The sequence below is a fragment of the Cupriavidus sp. C2SS-8b genome (assembly GCF_057073745.1).
In genome coordinates this window covers 453,100-471,669 of record NZ_CP172716.1, presented here as the reverse complement: position 1 = coordinate 471,669, position 18,570 = coordinate 453,100, and the positions used below count along the sequence as shown (strand labels likewise).

The 18,570-nt window shown below is 65.7% G+C and carries 18 protein-coding genes; 2 read left to right on the top strand and 16 right to left on the bottom strand.

Annotation, left to right across the window (positions count from 1 at the left end):
- Nucleotides 1-38: 38 nt before the first annotated feature.
- Complete coding sequence (locus tag ACIGJB_RS02165; RefSeq protein ID WP_483731185.1) at nucleotides 39-1,364, bottom strand: aspartate aminotransferase family protein; 1,326 nt, start codon at nucleotides 1,362-1,364, stop codon at nucleotides 39-41.
- A 313-nt stretch (nucleotides 1,365-1,677) separates the two neighbouring features.
- On the opposite strand from ACIGJB_RS02165, the gene ACIGJB_RS02160 reads away from it, so the two are divergent.
- Nucleotides 1,678-2,571: a MurR/RpiR family transcriptional regulator gene (locus ACIGJB_RS02160; RefSeq protein WP_483731184.1), complete on the top strand. Its 894-nt coding sequence runs from the start codon at nucleotides 1,678-1,680 to the stop codon at nucleotides 2,569-2,571.
- 19 nt (nucleotides 2,572-2,590) lie between these two features.
- Here ACIGJB_RS02160 and ACIGJB_RS02155 read toward each other — a convergent pair whose 3' ends face one another.
- The 3 genes from ACIGJB_RS02155 to ACIGJB_RS02145 form a co-directional block, all read right to left on the bottom strand.
- Nucleotides 2,591-3,490: a glutamate/aspartate ABC transporter substrate-binding protein gene (locus ACIGJB_RS02155; RefSeq protein WP_483732237.1), complete on the bottom strand. Its 900-nt coding sequence runs from the start codon at nucleotides 3,488-3,490 to the stop codon at nucleotides 2,591-2,593.
- A 165-nt stretch (nucleotides 3,491-3,655) separates the two neighbouring features.
- On the bottom strand, nucleotides 3,656-4,000 hold the full coding sequence (locus ACIGJB_RS02150; RefSeq protein ID WP_483731183.1) for a hypothetical protein: 345 nt from the start codon (nucleotides 3,998-4,000) through the stop codon (nucleotides 3,656-3,658).
- Between the two features lie 59 nt (nucleotides 4,001-4,059).
- Nucleotides 4,060-4,536: an ion channel gene (locus ACIGJB_RS02145; RefSeq protein WP_483731182.1), complete on the bottom strand. Its 477-nt coding sequence runs from the start codon at nucleotides 4,534-4,536 to the stop codon at nucleotides 4,060-4,062.
- A gap of 162 nt (nucleotides 4,537-4,698) precedes the next feature.
- On the opposite strand from ACIGJB_RS02145, the gene ACIGJB_RS02140 reads away from it, so the two are divergent.
- Nucleotides 4,699-4,947 carry a hypothetical protein gene (locus ACIGJB_RS02140; protein ID WP_483731181.1) on the top strand — a complete coding sequence of 83 codons (249 nt, stop codon included), beginning with the start codon at nucleotides 4,699-4,701 and terminating at the stop codon, nucleotides 4,945-4,947.
- Between the two features lie 92 nt (nucleotides 4,948-5,039).
- On the opposite strand, the gene ACIGJB_RS02135 is transcribed toward ACIGJB_RS02140, so the two are convergent.
- From ACIGJB_RS02135 to ACIGJB_RS02080, 12 genes are all read right to left on the bottom strand, one after another.
- Nucleotides 5,040-5,375: an RcnB family protein gene (locus ACIGJB_RS02135; RefSeq protein ID WP_483731180.1), complete on the bottom strand. Its 336-nt coding sequence runs from the start codon at nucleotides 5,373-5,375 to the stop codon at nucleotides 5,040-5,042.
- 154 nt (nucleotides 5,376-5,529) lie between these two features.
- On the bottom strand, nucleotides 5,530-6,294 hold the full coding sequence (locus ACIGJB_RS02130) for a DUF4410 domain-containing protein (protein WP_483731179.1): 765 nt from the start codon (nucleotides 6,292-6,294) through the stop codon (nucleotides 5,530-5,532).
- Between the two features lie 175 nt (nucleotides 6,295-6,469).
- The gene (locus ACIGJB_RS02125) at nucleotides 6,470-7,798 is read right to left on the bottom strand and encodes an ATP-binding protein (protein WP_483732236.1); all 1,329 of its coding nucleotides are present in this window, start codon (nucleotides 7,796-7,798) and stop codon (nucleotides 6,470-6,472) included.
- Nucleotides 7,798-8,511: a response regulator gene (locus ACIGJB_RS02120; protein ID WP_483731178.1), complete on the bottom strand. Its 714-nt coding sequence runs from the start codon at nucleotides 8,509-8,511 to the stop codon at nucleotides 7,798-7,800. Before ACIGJB_RS02120 ends, ACIGJB_RS02125 begins: the two co-directional genes overlap by 1 nt.
- Nucleotides 8,512-8,654: 143 nt before the next feature.
- Nucleotides 8,655-9,581 (bottom strand): hypothetical protein, encoded by a 927-nt coding sequence (locus tag ACIGJB_RS02115; RefSeq protein ID WP_483731177.1) that lies wholly within the window; start codon nucleotides 9,579-9,581, stop codon nucleotides 8,655-8,657.
- 559 nt (nucleotides 9,582-10,140) lie between these two features.
- Nucleotides 10,141-10,602 (bottom strand): cupin domain-containing protein, encoded by a 462-nt coding sequence (locus ACIGJB_RS02110; RefSeq protein ID WP_483731176.1) that lies wholly within the window; start codon nucleotides 10,600-10,602, stop codon nucleotides 10,141-10,143.
- A 204-nt stretch (nucleotides 10,603-10,806) separates the two neighbouring features.
- Nucleotides 10,807-12,009 carry a YadA family autotransporter adhesin gene (locus ACIGJB_RS02105; protein ID WP_483731175.1) on the bottom strand — a complete coding sequence of 401 codons (1,203 nt, stop codon included), beginning with the start codon at nucleotides 12,007-12,009 and terminating at the stop codon, nucleotides 10,807-10,809.
- An 858-nt stretch (nucleotides 12,010-12,867) separates the two neighbouring features.
- Nucleotides 12,868-14,529, bottom strand: a complete 1,662-nt coding sequence (locus tag ACIGJB_RS02100) for a cation acetate symporter (protein WP_483731174.1) — start codon at nucleotides 14,527-14,529, stop codon at nucleotides 12,868-12,870.
- Nucleotides 14,526-14,831 (bottom strand): DUF485 domain-containing protein, encoded by a 306-nt coding sequence (locus ACIGJB_RS02095; protein ID WP_483710370.1) that lies wholly within the window; start codon nucleotides 14,829-14,831, stop codon nucleotides 14,526-14,528. The genes ACIGJB_RS02100 and ACIGJB_RS02095 overlap by 4 nt, the downstream gene beginning before the upstream one ends.
- A 325-nt stretch (nucleotides 14,832-15,156) precedes the next feature.
- Complete coding sequence (locus tag ACIGJB_RS02090) at nucleotides 15,157-16,122, bottom strand: Bug family tripartite tricarboxylate transporter substrate binding protein (protein ID WP_483731173.1); 966 nt, start codon at nucleotides 16,120-16,122, stop codon at nucleotides 15,157-15,159.
- 291 nt (nucleotides 16,123-16,413) lie between these two features.
- A complete protein-coding gene (locus ACIGJB_RS02085; protein ID WP_483731172.1) occupies nucleotides 16,414-17,220 on the bottom strand; it encodes a TetR/AcrR family transcriptional regulator in 807 nt (268 codons plus the stop codon).
- Between the two features lie 85 nt (nucleotides 17,221-17,305).
- A complete protein-coding gene (locus ACIGJB_RS02080) occupies nucleotides 17,306-18,565 on the bottom strand; it encodes an MFS transporter (RefSeq protein ID WP_483731171.1) in 1,260 nt (419 codons plus the stop codon).
- Nucleotides 18,566-18,570: the final 5 nt, after the last annotated feature.

Below are 18,570 nucleotides of genomic sequence, written 5' to 3'. Positions count from 1 at the left end.
GACTGCGCAGGCAACCACAACCCCACGATCGACTGGTGTTATGCCGGCAAGACAGCCGCGACGGCGCCGGTAAAGCGTTCGACGATATTGTCGATGTCCTTCGCCGTGCAGATGAACGGCGGTGCGAACAGCACGTGGTCGCCGTGTACGCCGTCGACGGTGCCGCCCATCGGATAGACCAGCAAGCCGTTCCTGACCGCTGCAGCCTTCAGCTTCGCGTGGGTCTTGAGCTGGGGGTCGAGCGTCGCCTTGCTGTCGCGATCGGCGACGAATTCCACGCCGACGAACAGGCCGCGCCCGCGGATGTCGCCCACGTTCGGGTGGTCGCCGAAGACCTCGCGCAGGCGCGCGCGCAGCTGCTCGCCGCGCTCGCGCACATTGGCCAGCAAGTTGTCTTCGGCAATGGTGCGCTGGACGGCCAGCGCGGCCGCGCACGCCGTGGCATGGCCGATATAGGTGTGGCCGTGCTGGAAGAAGCCGCTGCCGGCGACGATGGTGTCGTAGATCCGGCGCGTGGAGATCATCGCGCCGATCGGCTGGTAGCCGCCGCCGAGCCCCTTGGCAATGGTGACGATGTCCGGCACCACGCCGTCCTCTTCGCAGGCGTAGAGATAGCCGGTGCGGCCCATGCCGGACATGACCTCGTCCAGGATCAGCAGCACGCCGTATTTGTCGCACACGGCGCGGATGCGCTTCAGGTAGTCCGCCACCGGCGGCACGGCGCCGGCCGTAGCACCGACCACGGTCTCCGCCACAAAGGCCGCCACGTTCTCGGGCCCGAGTTCCAGGATCTTGGCCTCGAGTTCGTCGGCCAGCCGTTGCGCGTACTGGACATCGGTCTCGCCGGCCGCCTGGTCGCGATAGGCGTAGCAGGGCGACACATGGTGGGCCGGCACCAGCAGCGGCAGGAACGGCTCGCGACGCCAGGCGTTGCCGCCAATGGCCAGCGCGCCGAGTGTGTTGCCGTGGTAGCTCTGGCGCCGCGCAATGAAGTGGCGCCGGCTGCCTTGCCCCAACTCGACGAAATATTGCCGCGCGAGCTTGAGCGCGGCCTCGACCGCCTCGGAACCGCCCGAGACGAAATAGACATGATCGAGGTCGCCGGGCGCGGCCTCCGCCAGCGTCTGCGCCAGCGTCTCGGACACCTCGGTGGTGAAGAACGAGGTATGGGCGTAGGCAATGGTGTCGAGCTGCGCCTTGATTGCCGCGATCACGCGCGGATGGCCATGGCCCAGCGACGACACCGCCGCACCGCCCGACGCGTCGAGGTAGCGCCGGCCTTCGCTGTCGACCAGCTCGATGCCGTGGCCGGCGACCGCGACTGGCAGGGCCTGGCGGGGATTGCGATGAAAGACGTGGGTCATGGCGATCGTTCCTGCAATGGGAAGAGGAATAGGGCAACGGGAATCGGGCAGCGCGCCGCCGACTTACAGCTTCCGGATCCGGTGGTCGATATACAGCCAAGCGCTGCAACGCGGTGCACGAAGTATAAGGAGAAGGCACCGCGAATTGCAACATATGTTTCACTAATGTCGCCACGGGAATCGGATGAATCACAGCCGGAAGCGCGCCGTGGCGCCCGCAGTCGGCCAATGCGCAGGCCGCATCACACAACCGGGGGATGCCGCGCCGCGCCCGGCTGTGCAACAATCGTTACAACCTTGATCCGGAGCTCTAATGTCGTCCACCAGCATCACCCCGCCAGAAGACCTGGACGCCCTGGAAGCCCGGCTGCGCGCGAGCTATCCGACGCTGAGCGTCCAGTTCCAGAGCGGCGCGCGCTACCTGCTCGACCATCCGCAGGATGTGCCGGTGCTGTCCATGCGCAAGATCGCGGTCAGTGCGGGAGTCCAGCCGGCCACGCTGGTGCGGCTGTCGCAGCACCTGGGCTTCGAAGGCTGGCAGGGCCTGCGCGAACTGTTTGTCGACGCCCTGCGCGGCAGCGCGCAGCCTTATGCGCGCCGGGCCCGCAAGGTCGTGAGCGAAGGCGGCACCAGCCGCATGCTCGGCGAGATGCTCGAAGCCCAGCACAACAACCTCGACCAGATCGGCGCCGGCAACGAGAAAGCCCTGCAGACCGCCGCGGAACTGCTGTCGGCCGCGGCCTGCGTGCATGTGGCCGGGTTCCGTTCATGCTTCCCGATCGCGTACACCTTCCACTACGTCTACCGGCTGTTCCGCAGCACCGTGCAACTGGTGCGCGGCGATGCGGGCAGCCTGGAGATGGAACTGCGCGCCCTCGGCCCGCGCGACGCCGTGCTGGTGGTCAGCTTTGCGCCGTATTCGCAGGAGATCATCCGCGTGGCCGGCGCGGCGCGCGAGGCCGGCTGCAAGGTCGTGGCCCTGACCGACAGCTCGGTCGCACCGATTGCGCTGGCCGCCGATTGCACGCTGCTGTTCTCGGTGGAAAGCCCGTCGTTCTTCCCGTCGATCACGGCCGGCATCGCCACGGTCGAAGCCCTGGTCGAGCAACTCCTCGCACGTAAAGGCAAGGGCGCCATCCGTGCGCTGGAACAGGCAGAAGGCGAACTGCACCGCGCCGGCGCCTACGTGCCGGCCGACCGCGGCTGAAATCGCGGCTGACCACGGGCTACTCGAACGCGTGGTCGTTCGGGTTGGCGTAGGCCTTCTTCACCGGCTCGCTCATCGGGAACTCGAAATTGATGTTCTTGGGCGGCACGGGCTTGAGGAACCACTTGTCGTAAAGCGTATTGATCTCGCCGCTCTTCATCAGGCCGGTCAGCACGCCGTCGACCAGCTGCTTGAAGCCGGGATCGTCCTTGCGCATCATGAACCCGTAGGCTTCGAACGATTGCGGCGTGCCGACCACGACCCAGTCGGCCGGATTCGGCGCGAGCGTGCGGGCGCCGGACAGCAGCACGTCGTCCATCATGAACGCGGCCACGCGTCCCGACTGCAGGATCAGGAACGATTCGCCGTAGTCCTTGGCGCTCTGGATCGTGATATTGGCGTGTTTCTCGTCGTTCAGCTTGCGCAGGATGCGCTCCGAAGTCGTCCCCGCATTGGTGACCACCGCCTTGCCGGACAGGTCGGAGAAGTCATGCACCGGGCTGCCCTTCTTCACCAGCAGCCGCGTGCCGGCCACGAAGAACGTGGTCGAGAACGCCACTTGCTCCTGCCGCGACTTCAGGTTGGTGGTCACGCCGCACTCCAGGTCGACCGTGCCGTTCTGCACGAGCGAGATGCGGTTCTGCGACGTGACCGGCACCATGCGGACCTGCAGGTTGGCCACGCCGGTCTCCTTCTTGACCTCGTTCACCACACGGTCGCAGAGATCCTGCGAGAAGCCGATCACCTTCTGGTTGCTGTCGTAGTACGAGAACGGGATCGACGACGTGCGGTGGCCGATCGAGATGGTGCCGGACGCCTTGATTTTGCTCAGCGTGGGGCTGCCGGCTACGTCGACCGCCTGCGCGGCGCCCGCGACCAGGGTGCCGGCCATGGCCAGGCTCAGGCAGGTGAGTTTCATGGGATGCATGGTGACTCCTTTGAAGGGCGATGTTGGGGGCGCCGTCGGGATGATGGGATGCTATGGGTTTAGCAACGTATGTTCCATCATGGATTACCATGAAACGCTTGTTCTATTCGACGGGTTCCCCTTCTTCGTCTTTCAGCCAGGGGCACAATCCAGGCTTCAATCCGTACACTTGGTCCGATAGGCCTCTTGCAGCTCCTTCTTGGGTCGTTCCCTTTCGAGTTCGGGCACTACCCTGCCCTGTGCGGTTTCAATGGACTGGCCACCGACCTGGTACTCGCGTTTGGGTGCCCCGCCGATCTGCGCCGCCAGTTCGCGGCATTCGGCGGCGAGCGATTCGCTGCGGGGTTCGGGCCGGTACGGCGACGCGCCTTCCTGTACTGCATTGCCGATGGCCGCGGCGGCGGCGTCCTTGCCGTCCTGCCGCTGCGCGTGGGCGCTGCAAACGGTGCCCAGCGCCAGGATTGCGGCAAGGCGGAACATCCCTTTGAATCGACTCTGCATGAAAGTTCTCCTTTGTTATGCGTGGCTCGCAGCACGTAGTATCGCCCAGCGCGGAAACGCTACGGCTCCGCACGCCTTTCCGCTTGTACCTTCTCATCGAACTGCCAGTCGCGCCGCATCATCACGTAGGTAAATGACGTCGACCAGCCGATCAGGATCAGGCCGACCAGCGGTTCGATGCTGGCGATCAGGCGGCTCGCGCCGACCGGGTAGATATCGCCCAGGCTCTGCGTGGTGTAGGTCTCCAGGGCGAAGTAGACATAGATCACCGGCGTGATCTCGCGGCTGCCGGTCAGGCCGCCCAGGCCAAGACCGTGGTCGCACAACCAGAACCCCAGCGCAAAGACCATGGCCTCCAGGCAGTGGACCACGATGATGCACATGATGAGCACGCCGATATTGACGCGCCCGCTCCAGCGACTGGGGTGCAGCGCCGAGAACAGCCGCAGCGCTTCATAGTGGATGGCCACCACCGTCACGGTCAGGATGGCGGCGCACAGCAAGGCGAGAGAGTAGTGCTCGGCGGTGGATTCCATGCGAGGTCAGGACGGTCGGAACGGTCGGGACGATGCCAGCCAGTGCGGTACCTCGAACATAACACCGGAATGCCTGCCGGGGCGCCTTAGCAGCAGGATCCCGGGCGCCGCCATCGCGCATCGACTATGCTGGATTTCCCAACCTCATGAACGGGAGGGAACGTGCGCAAGACTCTTTCTGTCCTCGCGGCAATCCTGCTGGCTGGTGCCAGCACCGTTGCCCTGGCCCATAACTGTCCCAACGAGATGAAGGCGATCGACGCCAAGCTCTCGACCAAGCCGGCGCTGTCGCCGGAAGACGCCGCGCGCGTGCAGAAGCTGCGCGCCGAAGGCGAGGCCTACCACATGGCCGGCCAGCATGATGACGCCATGAAGTCGCTGCTCGAGGCGAAGAAGATCCTCGGCATCTGACGCTGCCGGCACCACAAGGAAACGCCGCCCGCGCAGGTCAGCCCGCGCGGGCGTTTCTTTGTTGCGGGAGGATGAAGTGGACGCGATCCGCGTCAGGTTCCGGCACCCACCTGCTGGATCACGCCATTGGGCGCCACCAGGTAGTAGTTCGCACCGACCCCGACCCAGTGCGTGCCCTTGCGCGGCGCCGGCAGGCTGTATTGCTTCCAGTCATCGATCACATACTGGCGGTCGCGGAACTCGGTGGGAAGCCGGTCGCCCTTCTTCCATTCCTGGACCTGCATGTAGGGGGACGTAGCGGCGGCAGAAGCCGGAGCCGGTGCGGCGGGCGCGGCCGCCCTCGATTTGTGGTGTTGAGCAAAGCTGGCGGGAGCCGTCAGGACGCCAGCGATCAGCAACAGCGCGGGCAGCGCTCTTCTTATCTTCATGGTGATCTCCTTGCGTACGAAAACCGAACTGCCGGTGCAACCGGACAGCCTCTACCAGCTTAGTCACAAATCGCCGCATGCGCTTTCAGCAGCCGTTGGAGTGCCTCGCCGGATACCCATCACGAGAGTTCGCGACGCGGCACACGAACCACGCTCAGTTGCCTGCAGCGGCCGAGAGCCAGCCCTCTTCCGTGCTTGCAGCCGTTACCTGCCTGGCGATCGAACCCGCCAGCCGCGTGGCGTCGGCGTAGAGGCTGTCGCGCTTCGCTTCGGACACGCCATGCACACCCGTGCCTGCCGCCGCGGCCGTGGCAATGTGGCCAGCCGCAGCACCCACGCCGGCGGTCTCGGCAACACCGGGCATATGGCCGCTGTCTGCGGTCGCGACGAAGCTTTGCAGCGGCACCGGCGCACCGTTGGCGGGCTTGTACGAGATCCGCACGGCGACACCGACTTCGCTCTTGCCAGCGCCCAGGCCGATCAGCAAGCGACGGCGGCTGGAGCCTTCATCGATCTTGCTGAAATCGCCGTCGACGATCAGCGCGCTGGCATTGGCCGGGGCCGGGCCATCGGCACGCACGGCATGCAGCCCCTCGGCTTGCAACTGGCGCACGATCTCGTCCGCCACGTGTTCGCTGGCTTCCGCGGCCGTGCCGGACTGCGTGCTGGCGGACGCGCCGCCGGAGGCCATCGTCTTCAGCTTCTGCGCGAGACCACCGTCCAGCTTCACCTGCCCCGCCTCGGCCTTGAACGCATGCACATAGATGACGTCCGCGTGCACCGGCTGCATCAGGCCGGTTTGCTGGATGCCGGTCACGCCGGCGCTGGCGCAGCCGGCGGCAAGCATCGCGCTTGCAGCCACGGCTGCAACGGCCAGGCGCTTGGTGTTCAGGGCGAGGGCTTTGAAGGTGGTACGCATATCAGGTCCTTTGTCGGGGGGCGGGTGCATTCAGTGGTCGGGAACGCTGTCACCGCGAGGTTTTGCGGTGCGTCGCGTCTCGGTGGCCAAAGTATGGAAAATCCCCCCGCAAAGCGCCATGCGGCAATTATTTCGCGCGATGTCACGGCGTGGCGCCATGGTCTGCTCCGATGTGCTAAATGCCTGGCGTGTGCAACGGCAGCGTCACCACGGCCTCCAGGCCGCCGCCATCGCGCGCGCGGAACTGCAGCGAGCCGCCGTGCAGGCGCGCAATACGATCGACGATCGCCAGGCCCAGGCCGGTACCGCCCGAATGGCTGCGCGCATTGGCGCCGCGGCTGAACGGCGCCTTGAGCTGCTCCAGCTCCGCCGCCGTGATGCCGGTGCCGCGGTCGCACACGGCGATGCAGGCGTGTTCGCCGTCGCGCCACGTGCGCACGCCGAGGCCGGTCTTGCCGTAGACGACGGCGTTCTGCATCAGGTTCATCAGCAGGCGCAACAGGCTGACGGGCCGGTACGGAACCGGCGGCAGATCGCCGAGCGAGAGCTCGAACGCATGCCCGAGCCCGGCAAAGTCCGACGCGAGCTGGCCGACCAGCGCGTTGATATCCCCGGGCTGCGGCAGCTCTTTCTCGCCGCTGCCCGCATAGTCCATGAACTGCTGCAGGATGTTCTCGATGTGATCGAGATAGCCTTCGGCCGATGCCACGAAATTCTCATCGGCGCCGCGCGGGATCGACATGGCCATCGCCAGGCGCAGCTTGGTCAGTGGCGTGCGGATATCGTGCGAGACCCCGGCGAGCATCAGCGCGCGCGTCTGCTCGGCCTGCTGCAGCGCCTGCGTCATCTGGTTGAAGGCGCTGCTGACCTGGGCGATCTCCGTGGGTCCATCGGTCGGCAGCGGCGGCGGCGATTCGCCCGCGCAGATGTGGCGCGCGGCCTGCGCCAGGTCCCGCAGCGGACGGTTCAGGTGAAGCTGGATCAGGTAGCCCGTCAGCGCGGCCAGCAAGGCCAGCGCGGTCGACAACACCAGTGCGGTGGTGATGCCGGCCGCGCGCGCATCCTCGGTCATCGGCATGGCGACCCAGCGCGGCAGGTCTGCCACATGCAGCCGGATCCATAGCCGCTCGTCATCGCCGGACTGCCATCGCACCGGCATGTCGGGCGGCAGGTGGCGCTGCAGGGCCTGCAGGAACACGTCGCGCTGGTAAGTGCGGAACAGCAGCAGCACGTTCGGATCCGCCCGCGGCGGAGCCTGTTCGGGGTCCTGCAATTGCGCGCCGAGCCGCTGCGCCACCGCACCGCCCGAGCCCGCCGGCATGGCGCCGAGCACGCCGTCGAGCATCTTCACGTAGTCGGAAAAAATGACGGCCGCGCGCTCGATGCGCGGGCGCTGCACGAAATGCAGCAGCACGCTCAGCGAACAGGCCTGCGTGATCGCCACCAGCACGACCAGCAGCGCGATATTGCGCGCCAGCAGCGAGCGCGGCATCCCGATGCGCATCACGCCTCGACGCCGGCCACCAGCATGTAGCCGACGCCCCACACTGTCTTGATGAAGCGCGGCTTGGACGGATCGTCCTCGACGATCTGGCGCAGCCGCAGGATCTGCACGTCGATGCTGCGATCGAGCGCATCGTGATCGCGTCCGCGTGCGCGCGCGAGCAGGTTGTCGCGGCTCACGGCGCGGTTGGGCGAAGAGCCGAGCGCGTGCAGCAACAGCATCTGCGCGGAATGCACCTCCACCGGCTCGCCGCGCCGCATCAGCGTCTGCTTGCCGACATCGAAGCTGAAATCGCCGAAGCGCAGCGTCTGCGAGGTCACCGTCGGATCGCCCGCGGCCATCTTCTGGCGCCGCAGCAGCGCGCGCACGCGCGCGACCAGTTCATCGGGCACGAAGGGCTTGGCAAGGTAGTCGTCGGCGCCGGTTTCCAGGCCCGCCACGCGGTCCATCGGATCGCCCTTGGCGGTCAGCATCAGGATCGGCAGCGTCTGCCCTTCGGCGCGCAGGCGGCGGCAGATGGCGAGGCCGTCTTCGGGCTCCATCATCAGGTCCAGCACGAGCAGGTCATAGGGCTCGCGATGCAGATGGCGGTCGAGCTGCTTGCCGTCGGCGACCGCGCGCACGCGGAACCCGTGCCCGGTAAGGAAGCGTTGCAGCATATTACGCAGCTCGGCTTCGTCGTCGAGCACGATAATCCTGTTCACCTGCTCCATGGCGGGTTCTCCGGCATAGGCCTCGCCCCACGGCGTCCTGGAGAAACAATACACAAGACGGGCCCTGCCATCATCGTCTTCATAAGGTTCTCCGTGGTATAGCCGGCGCGCGCCGTCGAGCAGGACGCTGCGCGGGGTATCCGTTACACGATGTGCGCGGGCACCCACATGCCGCCGGCCCAGTGGCCCGGCACCATGACCGCCCTCGGCGGGCGTGCCACATACACCGTGCGAGGCGCGACATACACGGTGCGCGGCAGCGGAGCCGCGCCAACGACAACCGTGGTCGGGGGCGGCGGCACTGCGACTACCACCTTTGCGGGCGGAGGTGCGACATAGACGGTGGCCGGTGAGGGCGGGATATAGACCGTGGCCGGTGGCGGCGGGACAACCACCGGCGGCGTAGCCACGGCCACGACCGCATTGGCTGTCGTCACGGTGCCCGTGGCAACGACCGTGCTGCCATGGACGACGGTGCTGCCGCCGCCCGTGGTCACGACGCCCGGCGCCACGCTGGTCGCGCTGCCGGCGTGCGTAACGGTGCCGCCGTCCGCACCGGTAATCGTGCCCGAGCGTGCACAGGTCGCGCCGGCGCAGGTCGTCGAGGCCGAGTGGCCCACGGTGTTGCCATTCGCACCAGTCACAGTGCCTGACGAGGCGTACTGGCCGGCACCTTCGCGCGTCACCGATCCTGCGGTATTGGCGGTTTGCCCGTCCGGCCCGGTCAGGCTGCCGGTGTGCGAGCACGTGCCGCCGGCGCAACTGGTATTGCCATCGTGCTGCACCGAGCGGCCGTTCGGGCCGGTCGCGGTGCCGCTGTTCGAGAACTGCCCCGGCGCGTTGCGGGTCACGATGCCGGTGTTGGTAGCCAGGCCGCCGTAAGGGGCGGCCACGCCCCCGGCATGCGAGCAGCTGCCGCCACTGCAGGAGCCGAAGTGCGCGCCGTTGTAGGTGCCGCGCGGCGTGTAGGCCGTACCGTGGCCGGACCACCCGGCAAACGCCGGGGTGCTGGCCAGGACGATCAGCGCACCGGTGGCGGCGGCAAGCAGGCGGGGAAAGCGTGAGGTCATGTCAGGTCCTTCAGTTTCGGTTTCGGCCGGCCAGTGCGGCGGCAACGGACGGAACTATAGGAGGACATCCGGGGGGTGTCGCGGTGGAAAACATGTCGCGGTATTTCATGGGTCGTCGCTCTTGGCATGCGTGGCTGTTTCGCAGGCGTAGCCTGCGAGTCCCTTTCTGTCCGAGCGACAGAAAGGAACCAAAGAGCGGGGAAGCACCAGCATCGGCGCCGTTGATGTCGTCCCGCCCTCCGACTAGTGCGCCGCGTAGCAGCCGAAGGCGATGATGCGATATCGCGGGCAGTGTCGGGCCACGGACAGGTTCGGGGCTGGTTCAATCATTGCTGGAGAGCCTGCAGGCGGACGCGCTCCACGCGGCAGGCAGCCGGGCATTCTCTGAAGCGAATACCCGTACGAAATTCTTCGCACACTACGATCAATATTCGCCCGTTAGGGCAAGTAAACGCGCTTTTTGGTTACTTTTTGTCGCTCGGACAAAAGTGACTCGCAGGCTACGCCTGCGAAACAGCGGCGCCCGCCAATCACGCCGCCCCGCAATTCGCCGTGGGTTTCAGTCATGCGTCGAATCCCCCGCCGCCACCGTCACCCCGCACTCCCTCGCGACCGCGAGCAGCCTGGCGATATCGGGCGGACCGGGCGGGATCTCCTCGTCGATTCGCTGGAACAGGCGGGAAGCATTGCCGCCGTGGCTGGTGACGGAGATCATCTCCCCACCGCCGACGCCGAATCTGAAGTGATGCATGGTTCCTGCAGGCACATGCACAAACGTCCCCGGCGTGGCGGTGATGACCCGGTCGTCGTAGCCAATGTCGATGGTGCCGCGCGTGATGTAGAACGACTCGTCCCAATCATGACAGTGCGGCGGCGGTCCGCTGCCCTCTTCGCCCTGTTGCAGGAAGACCTCATAGCCTTGCGTGGCGGTGTTTGGCGCCAGCACCGTGATCTTCTCCCCAACCACGTTGAGCGCGCGCGCATGCGCGTCGGGAGTCACTGCGAAGGGTTGCGGCTTCATGGTCGGTTGCCTCCGGCAACGCAGGACCCGTAGGGCCTGTGCCGTGTACAGAAATGACCACCGGCGTCGTCGGTTGCGCGCGGGGCCAGCACCCGCATTGCCTGATGCAGCCGACGGCGGGACGTTGCTGATCCTCGAACCAAGATAGCAGACGCCCCGCGCCGCGCACACCTTATGTGCGTGCGGATCGATGCGTGAGCGGGCTTACCAGTGGAAGCCAGCAGCCACGCTCGCGCCGTACGTGCTGCGCGCCGTGCTGCCGGTCAGCTTGTACACCCAGCGACCGCCTGGCGACATCAGCGAGGCGCCGATCGCGAGCCCGTTCTGTCCACGGTAGGTGGCACCGCCCATGGCGATCATGCCCTTGCCCGGGATCGTCGACTGGGGCAGCCCGGCCATGGCCATGGCCGCTGCGGTGCCGGCGTTGGCTTCGCGCCCCAGGGCATCCACGCGCTGGTCGGTGTAGCCGTTGGCCTGGCTGACAGCCTGCCGGCCCGCCTCGCTGGAGACATCCCGCAGTTGCCCGAGGTTGACGGCGTCAGTGTCCTGCGTCGCAGCGGCGACGTTGGTGACCTGTCGCTCAACACCCGCCGACCCCACCGATACCGAGTTGGCCCGGTCTGCCACCGAATGCGTGCCGATCGCGACACTGCCTGGCGCCGTGGCCTGTGCATTGGCACCCAGTGCCGTGGCGTCGCTGGCCATGGCGCGCGAACTGGCGCCGATCGCCACGGTGTTGCTAGCCTGTGCCTGCGCATGGGAGCCAGCCGCCACGCCCAGCGTGCCGGCGGCAACCACGGCGGCATCGCTGCCATCGGATTGGCCGTCGGCACGGAAATAGGCACTTGCCGATGCACCGCCGCCGCCCTGCTGCTCCAGATGGACCATCCGGCCATCGAGGTTCGTCAGGGCCGAGCCGACATCGCGGAACATGCTGCCGCCGACCGTGTACGTCGGTGCGGTAATCGTGCCATCCGCGGCGATGCCGGCACCACCGCCCAGCGCCGCGAGCGCGCCCTTGAGTTGTCCGGCGTTGACGGCGTCCTGGTCCGCGGTGCCGGCGGCGAGCTGGCTCAGCCTGGTGCCCGCCATATCGACCCCATTGAAAAATGTCGCGCGGTTCCAGACATCGAGATAGCCGCCGATTGCCAGGGAATCGGGGCCGTCGCCCGAGGCTTGCGTCTGATAGTTCGTGTACATCACGACATTGGAACCCGGACTTCCCGCCGTCGATGCTCCCGGACCGTTACCGGGAAAGGCGCAGCCCGGCACCCCAGGACCATTGCCCCCGCCGGTGATCAAGCCGTTAGCGCTGATGATGCTGCACGTCGTGCCACCGACCCCGGTCTGACCGGCATCCACGTACACGCCGGCATTCGCCTCGCCCATGCCGAAGGTCGAGAGCAAGACGGCAAACAGGCTTCCTGGAATGCCGGAAGAACCATGCCGGGACCTTGCCCGCCTCATAAATTTTCCAACTTGACCCTTTCTCATACACTCACGCTCCTTCATCGATTGCGCATTACGTTCAGATCCTTCCGTTCCATGCGCGGCGGATTGCAGGCGCAAGCGCCCGGGCAATTGAACGGAGCCACGCTTCCCAAAGAATGGCTGGCGCAATGATTCGTTATTTATGCCGTGGTGTTTTTATGAATTCACGGATTCATTCCGCGATGAATCCTATTTCATAACGAGATAATTCAGATTTAATAATTTATTAAGCCGTTAGTCATAACTATAAGGGAATGGCTATTGCGGAGTTGATGACGAATTTTTCACTCCGTAAAAGTGAAAGGCTCTTCGGCGAATTGCGGAGGCGGCGTGCTTGGCATGCGCTGCTGTTTCGCCGGCGTAGCCGGCGACCTACTTTCTTGTCCAAGCGACAAGAAAGTAGGCAAAGAAGCGCGTTTACTTGTCCTAGCGGACGAATATTGATCGTAGTGTGCGAAGAATCTCGTACGGGTACTCGCTTCAGAGAATGCCCGGCTGCCTGCCGCGTGGAGCGCGTCCGCCTGCAGGCTCTCCGACAATGATTGAACCAGCCCCGAAACTGTCCGTGGCCCGATACTGCGAACGCTATCGCATCATCGCCTTCGCCTGCTGCGCGGCTCACTAGTCGGCCGGCGAGACGATATCAACGGCGCAGATGTGGCCCGCAATTCAGGAAAGAACGAAGAAAAAGGCCCGCGCCTTGCCGGCGCGGGCCATGATGAAAGCGTTAGCAGGCGAAGCGCGATCGTCCTCGCCCCGTTTATCCCGGCATTTTCAGTGAGACGCTCCTTCCACCGCGCCAATCCCGGTCTCCGAACGCAGCTCCTGCGCCTCGAAGCCCGCCTTGTCCACGCGAGCGCGTGTGGAACTGTCCGTCAGCGAGAAGATCCAGATGCCGACAAAGCCGATCGTCATCGAGAACAGCGCCGGCGAGGTGTAGGGGAACGGCGCGTCCTTGAAGTGGAACACGTCTACCCAGACCGCCTGCGACAGCACGGTCAACACGACCGCCGACAGCAGGCCGAGGAAGCCGCCGATCGTCGCGCCGCGCGTGGTGCAGCCCTTCCACAGCACCGACATGAACAGCACCGGGAAATTCGCCGAGGCCGCGACGGCGAACGCCAGCGACACCATGAACGCGATGTTCTGCTTCTCGAACACGATGCCCAGCACCACCGCAACAATGCCCAGCACGATCGTCGTGATCTTCGACACGCGCAGTTCCTCGGCGCTGGTTGCCTTGCCGTGCTTGAAGACGGTCTGGTACAAGTCGTGCGACACGGCCGATGCGCCGGCGAGCGTCAGGCCCGCCACGACCGCCAGGATCGTCGCGAACGCCACGGCCGAGATAAAGCCGAGGAACACATTGCCACCCACCGCGCTGGCCAGGTGCACTGCCGCCATGTTGATGCCGCCAAGCAGCTTGCCGCTGCCGTCCTGGAAGCTCGGGTTGGTCCCGACGAGCACAATCGCGCCGAAGCCGATGATGAACGTGAGGATGTAGAAGTAGCCGATCCACGTGGTGGCCCAGAACACCGACTTGCGCGCTTCCTTGGCGTTGGGCACGGTGAAGAAGCGCATCAGGATGTGCGGCAGGCCAGCCGTACCGAACATCAGCGCGATGCCGAACGAGATCGCGGAGATCGGGTCCTTGATGAAGTTGCCCGGGCTCATGATCGAGTCCTTCTTGGCATGCACCTCGACCGCCTTGGCGAACAGCGCCTCGGGGCTGAAGTGATACTGGGCCAGCACCATGAAGGCCATGAACGTGGCGCCGCCCAGCAGCAGGCAGGCCTTGATGATCTGCACCCAGGTGGTGGCGGTCATGCCGCCGAACAGCACATACACCATCATCAGCGCGCCGACGATCACCACCGCGACCCAGTACTCCAGGCCGAACAGCAGCTTGATGAGCTGGCCCGCGCCGACCATCTGCGCGATCAGGTAGAACGCCACCACCACGAGAGTGCCCGATGCCGCGAAGGCACGAATCGGTCCCTGCTTGAAGCGGTACGCGGCGACGTCGGCAAAGGTGAAGCGGCCAAGGTTGCGCAGCCGTTCGGCCATCAGGAACGTGATGACCGGCCAGCCCACCAGGAAGCCGATGGAATAGATCAGGCCGTCATAGCCGTTGGCATAGACCGCCGCGGAGATGCCCAGGAACGAAGCCGCGGACATGAAGTCCCCGGCAATCGCCAGGCCGTTCTGGAAGCCCGTGATGCCGCCGCCGCCCGTGTAGAACGTCGCGGCCGACGTGGTCCGCCTGGCCGCCCACTTGGTGATGAACAACGTGCCGATCACGAACAGCACGAACATGCCGATGGCGGTCCAGTTGGTCGGCTGCTTGACCGCTTGGCCAAGGTCGCCCCCTGCCGCGAGCGCGGCCGTCGAGAGCAGCAGCGTGCCGCTGGCGAGGATTGCGTGGTTCGCTTTCATGCCACCTCCCGCTTGATCTGCTCGGTCAGTTCGTCATAGGCGTGGTTGGCATGGCGAACATAGAGACCGGTAATGACCACGGTGAAGATAATCACGAACAGGCCGATCGGCATGCCCCATGTCATCACGCCCGCGCCTGTCTTCGTGGCGAGCAGGTCCTTGTCGAAGGCGATCAAAAGTACATACCCGTAGTAGATCACGAGCATCACCGCGGTCAGCGCCCAGCCGAGGCGCGAGCGCTTCTGCACAAGCTCGCGATACGTCGGGTTGGCCTTCAGTCTTGCGACCAGTTCTTCGTTCATCCGTGTCTCCTGCCAATCGTGCTACGGCCTTGCCGTGGGCTGACAGTGCATGCGCCAGCAGCGCATGCATGGTGGTCTCAGCCCCGGTCCGTGACGATAAGGTAAGGCCTGCCCCTTACCTGCTTCTTACACGGGCGATGCCATCGCACCGGGGAAAACACGTAGATGACGCGCGTGAAGGAGACTGCGGCGGCACTGGCGGCGGCACTGGCAGCGGCGCGCATGCGCGCAAGTGCGGCAACGGACATGCGCGGCAGGCACGCCGCTGACAGCGCGCGCCGCTGTCAGCAAGCCGTAAGCGTTGTTGTGATGTATCGGGTCGCACTCATTCAGGCTTCACGCCGGCGTCAGCGATCACCTTCTCCCAGCGGGCCTTCTCCGCCTCGATGAACCGTGCACCGTCCGCGCGCGACATCGGCATCGGATAGGTGCCCAGGTCTTTCAGGCGATCGATGAAGGCTTGCTGAGAGAGACTCTGGTTGACTGCCGCATTGATCCGGTCGAGCACTGGCTTGGGGGTGCCTTTCGGCGCGAAGATCGTGAACCACCCTTTGGCAACCAGTCCCGGTGCGGCCTCTTTGGCCAGCGCAATGCCTTCCAGGCCAGGCAACGGCGCATCGGAGGTCACGGCGAGCGCCTTGAGCCGCCCCGCGCGAACGAGCGGCAGCAGCGGCGCGATGCCATCGACGTAGACCGGGATATCGCCTTTCACCACGGCCTGGATTGCCTGCGTCGTGCCACTGAAACTGACCTGCCGGAACTTCGTGTTCTGCAGCTGGCCCATCATCTCGGCCGTCAGGTGCGGCACGGAGCCGCGCGTGGGGCTGCCGATCACCACATCGTCAGGATGCGCCTTGCCGTCGCGCAGCACGTCGGACAGGTTCTTGTACGAAGTGGCAGGGCCCGCCACGAACATCATCGGCGTGTAGGCCACCGTGGCGGCCACGGCGGTATCGCGCTGGATGTCGAACTTCGCCTCCTTGTACATCACCGGCGTCGTCACGGCCGCGGCCGCGTGGAACAGGACGAGCGTGTGGCCGTCGGCGGGCGCCTGCTTCAATGCGCCCATCGCGACGATGCCGTTGCCGCCCGGCTTGTTCTCCACGATTACTTGCTGCCTCCATGCGCTCGTCAGGCGTTCCGCCACTTGTCGCGCAATGATGTCGGGCGCGCTGCCCGCAATGGAGGGGACGAGGATGCGGATCATCCGGTCCGGATAGGCGTCCGCGTGCGCGCTCGGCGCAAGGATGGAGCCGGCCAGCAAGGCCAGCGCAAGAAGGGGGCGCTTCATGTTGTCTCCGACGTCTGTTGCGCCTGACCCGATGGCCGGCGCTTTATTTGACATGCAATCAAATAAACATTTTAGTTTTATTGGCTGCATCTCAAATAAGTAGATACCACTAGCGCCTGGCGCGCTGCGAAAGTCGGTGGGGGGAAATCAGTAAGAGGGAGTGTGGCCGCCTATGTAGGGGCTGTTTGCTGACAAGTCCGGAAGGACCGGTCGGCTGGCTCCCCTCTCCCGCTTGCGGGAGAGGGGAGAAAACAATCGCGACGTCTTGCCGTAGTGCGTCGTGTTGCTTGGCTACGCAGCGCGCGCGCCCTTCTTCTTTGCGGGCTTCGCATTGCGCGGCCAGCCTTCGATGCCATCGAGCGTAATGCGCAGCCCTTCTTCGAAGGCCGTGTCGGAAGACAGTTTCGAGAACGCCTTGCTGACGAAGCGTGCGCCGGGATATTGCTCCGCCGATACGCCGTCGAGCTTGCTCTGGATGAAGGCCTGGTGATAGGCCGGCAGTTGCCGCGACGCTTCAGCCATGCTGGCGGAGACGAGGTATTGCGCCAGCAGGTGATACGCCAGCGCGACCTGCTCCGCCGAAAAATCGCCCTGCATAAGGGCCGACGTCATGCGGTTGAAGAACTCCAGGCCATAGTCGGTTTCACCGGGCTGCACATCCTGGAACAGGCGGTACCGGTTATGCGACGCCACATAGTTGCTCACGCCAGGGTTCTCGATCGCGACCTGGAAGCTGAGCCGCGAGATCCGTTCGACATCCGCGCGCCAGTCGCCGGTCAGCGGCTGCAGGCGCAGCGTCCGCTGGCGGTAGTAGTCATTGAGCACGCCGGTGACGAGCTGGTCGCGGCCACCGAGGTAATAGTGGATCAGCCCAGGCGCCACGCCAAAATCCTTGGCGAGCTGCACCATGGAAATCTGATCCAGCGGCGTGGTTTTGGTCAGCTCGATCGCGTGCTGCAGGATCGTCGTGCGGCTGAGCGTCGGTTCGGCGCCGATCGGCGATTCCGTCTTGGGCGGACGCCCGCGCCGGCGCGGTACGGGGCTGGACGGCTGCGGTGCGGCGGCCTTGGCTGCGGGCGATTTGCGTGCGGCGGGCATGATGGAGAGGCGAAGCGGGCCGGCTCGGAATTGGTGGTGTGCCAATTCTATCCGCGTTCGCCGGTTCTGCCACGTCGCCGCCTTGCTACGCGGACGCCGCCGCCGCTGCTGGCTCGACCCGCTGCGCGATGCGATAGCGGCCGAGCGACAGCACCAGGCCGGACGCCGCCAGCAACATGCAAGGCAACACGAGCAAGGGCACGTCGTAGCTGCCATGCCGGTCGAACCACGCACCGAGGCCGATCGGCCCGATCACCGCGCCAAGCCCATAGCCCGAGAACGCGATGCCGAACAGCGAACCAAACGAGGTCAGCCCGAAGTAGGAACGCACCAGATAAGAGATCAGGTCACCTTCCGCGCCAATGGTCAGGCCGATCAGCATCGTCGCAACCAGCAGCGTGCCGTAGTCGTGCGAGCCGCGCAGCAGGAACACGCCAACGGCGCCGCCCACGAAGAACACGCCGGCGACCAGCGGGGCATGAATACGGTCGATCAGCAGCCCGGTCATCAAGCGTCCGATCAGCAGGCCGACGCCCATCATCGACGCGCTGCGAGCCGCCATGGCCACGTCGAAGCCGCGGTCCGCGAACAGCGATGGCAGGTGTGGCCCGAGCGACAGCGTGGCGGCCGAACTCAGCACGAAGACCACCCAGATCGCCCAGAGCCGATAGCTGCGCACCGCGGCCGACAGCGGCACGCCGGCCGGCGCGGACAATGCCTGCCGCCCTGCCCGGCTGCCGGCGGGAAAGCGCTCGCGCAGCAGCCCGCACGCTACCAGCGACAGCACCACCGAACCCGCGCCGAGGACCAGATAAGCCGTGCGCCAGTTGAACATCGTCACGAGGTACTGCGCGGTCATCGGCAGGATCACCGTGCCCGCGCCGAGGCCGCACATCGCGATGCCCAGTGCCAGCCCCAGGCGCCGGTCGAACCACTGCGGCAACACGGCCAGGTAGCCCAGCACCGACGTGGCGGCGCCCGACACCCCGACGACAATCGATAACCCGACCCAGGCCAGCATGCTGCCGTCCTGAAGCGACATGGCGCACGTGGCAACGCCGAACACGATGGCAGAACACGCAATCACGCGGCGGATGCCAAAGCGATCCATCATGGCGCCGACGACGGGACTGACGATGGCCAGGCCGAACATCGACGCCGCATAGGACAGCGACGCCTGCGAGCGCCCCCATCCGAACTCGGCGGCAAGCGGCCGGACGAACACGCCGGCCGTGGCGTTGAACAGCGGCGCATAGCCGGCCAGCATGCCGAGTGCGGCGCCAAGGATGATGCTGGCATAGATGCGGATGGACACGCGCGGCAGCGCGTCGGGGGCGGTTTGCATGGTTT

Excerpts from the sequence above, each read along its gene's own strand:
- ACIGJB_RS02165 (WP_483731185.1), bottom strand. The coding sequence starts at position 1,364 with ATGACCCACGTCTTTCATCGCAATCCCCGCCAGGCCCTGCCAGTCGCG.
- ACIGJB_RS02160 (WP_483731184.1), top strand. The coding sequence starts at position 1,678 with ATGTCGTCCACCAGCATCACCCCGCCAGAAGACCTGGACGCCCTGGAA.
- ACIGJB_RS02155 (WP_483732237.1), bottom strand. The coding sequence starts at position 3,490 with ATGAAACTCACCTGCCTGAGCCTGGCCATGGCCGGCACCCTGGTCGCG.
- ACIGJB_RS02150 (WP_483731183.1), bottom strand. The coding sequence starts at position 4,000 with ATGCAGAGTCGATTCAAAGGGATGTTCCGCCTTGCCGCAATCCTGGCG.
- ACIGJB_RS02145 (WP_483731182.1), bottom strand. The coding sequence starts at position 4,536 with ATGGAATCCACCGCCGAGCACTACTCTCTCGCCTTGCTGTGCGCCGCC.
- ACIGJB_RS02135 (WP_483731180.1), bottom strand. The coding sequence starts at position 5,375 with ATGAAGATAAGAAGAGCGCTGCCCGCGCTGTTGCTGATCGCTGGCGTC.
- ACIGJB_RS02130 (WP_483731179.1), bottom strand. The coding sequence starts at position 6,294 with ATGCGTACCACCTTCAAAGCCCTCGCCCTGAACACCAAGCGCCTGGCC.
- ACIGJB_RS02125 (WP_483732236.1), bottom strand. The coding sequence starts at position 7,798 with ATGCGCATCGGGATGCCGCGCTCGCTGCTGGCGCGCAATATCGCGCTG.
- ACIGJB_RS02120 (WP_483731178.1), bottom strand. The coding sequence starts at position 8,511 with ATGGAGCAGGTGAACAGGATTATCGTGCTCGACGACGAAGCCGAGCTG.
- ACIGJB_RS02115 (WP_483731177.1), bottom strand. The coding sequence starts at position 9,581 with ATGACCTCACGCTTTCCCCGCCTGCTTGCCGCCGCCACCGGTGCGCTG.
- ACIGJB_RS02110 (WP_483731176.1), bottom strand. The coding sequence starts at position 10,602 with ATGAAGCCGCAACCCTTCGCAGTGACTCCCGACGCGCATGCGCGCGCG.
- ACIGJB_RS02100 (WP_483731174.1), bottom strand. The coding sequence starts at position 14,529 with ATGAAAGCGAACCACGCAATCCTCGCCAGCGGCACGCTGCTGCTCTCG.
- ACIGJB_RS02095 (WP_483710370.1), bottom strand. The coding sequence starts at position 14,831 with ATGAACGAAGAACTGGTCGCAAGACTGAAGGCCAACCCGACGTATCGC.
- ACIGJB_RS02090 (WP_483731173.1), bottom strand. The coding sequence starts at position 16,122 with ATGAAGCGCCCCCTTCTTGCGCTGGCCTTGCTGGCCGGCTCCATCCTT.
- ACIGJB_RS02085 (WP_483731172.1), bottom strand. The coding sequence starts at position 17,220 with ATGCCCGCCGCACGCAAATCGCCCGCAGCCAAGGCCGCCGCACCGCAG.
- ACIGJB_RS02080 (WP_483731171.1), bottom strand. The coding sequence starts at position 18,565 with ATGCAAACCGCCCCCGACGCGCTGCCGCGCGTGTCCATCCGCATCTAT.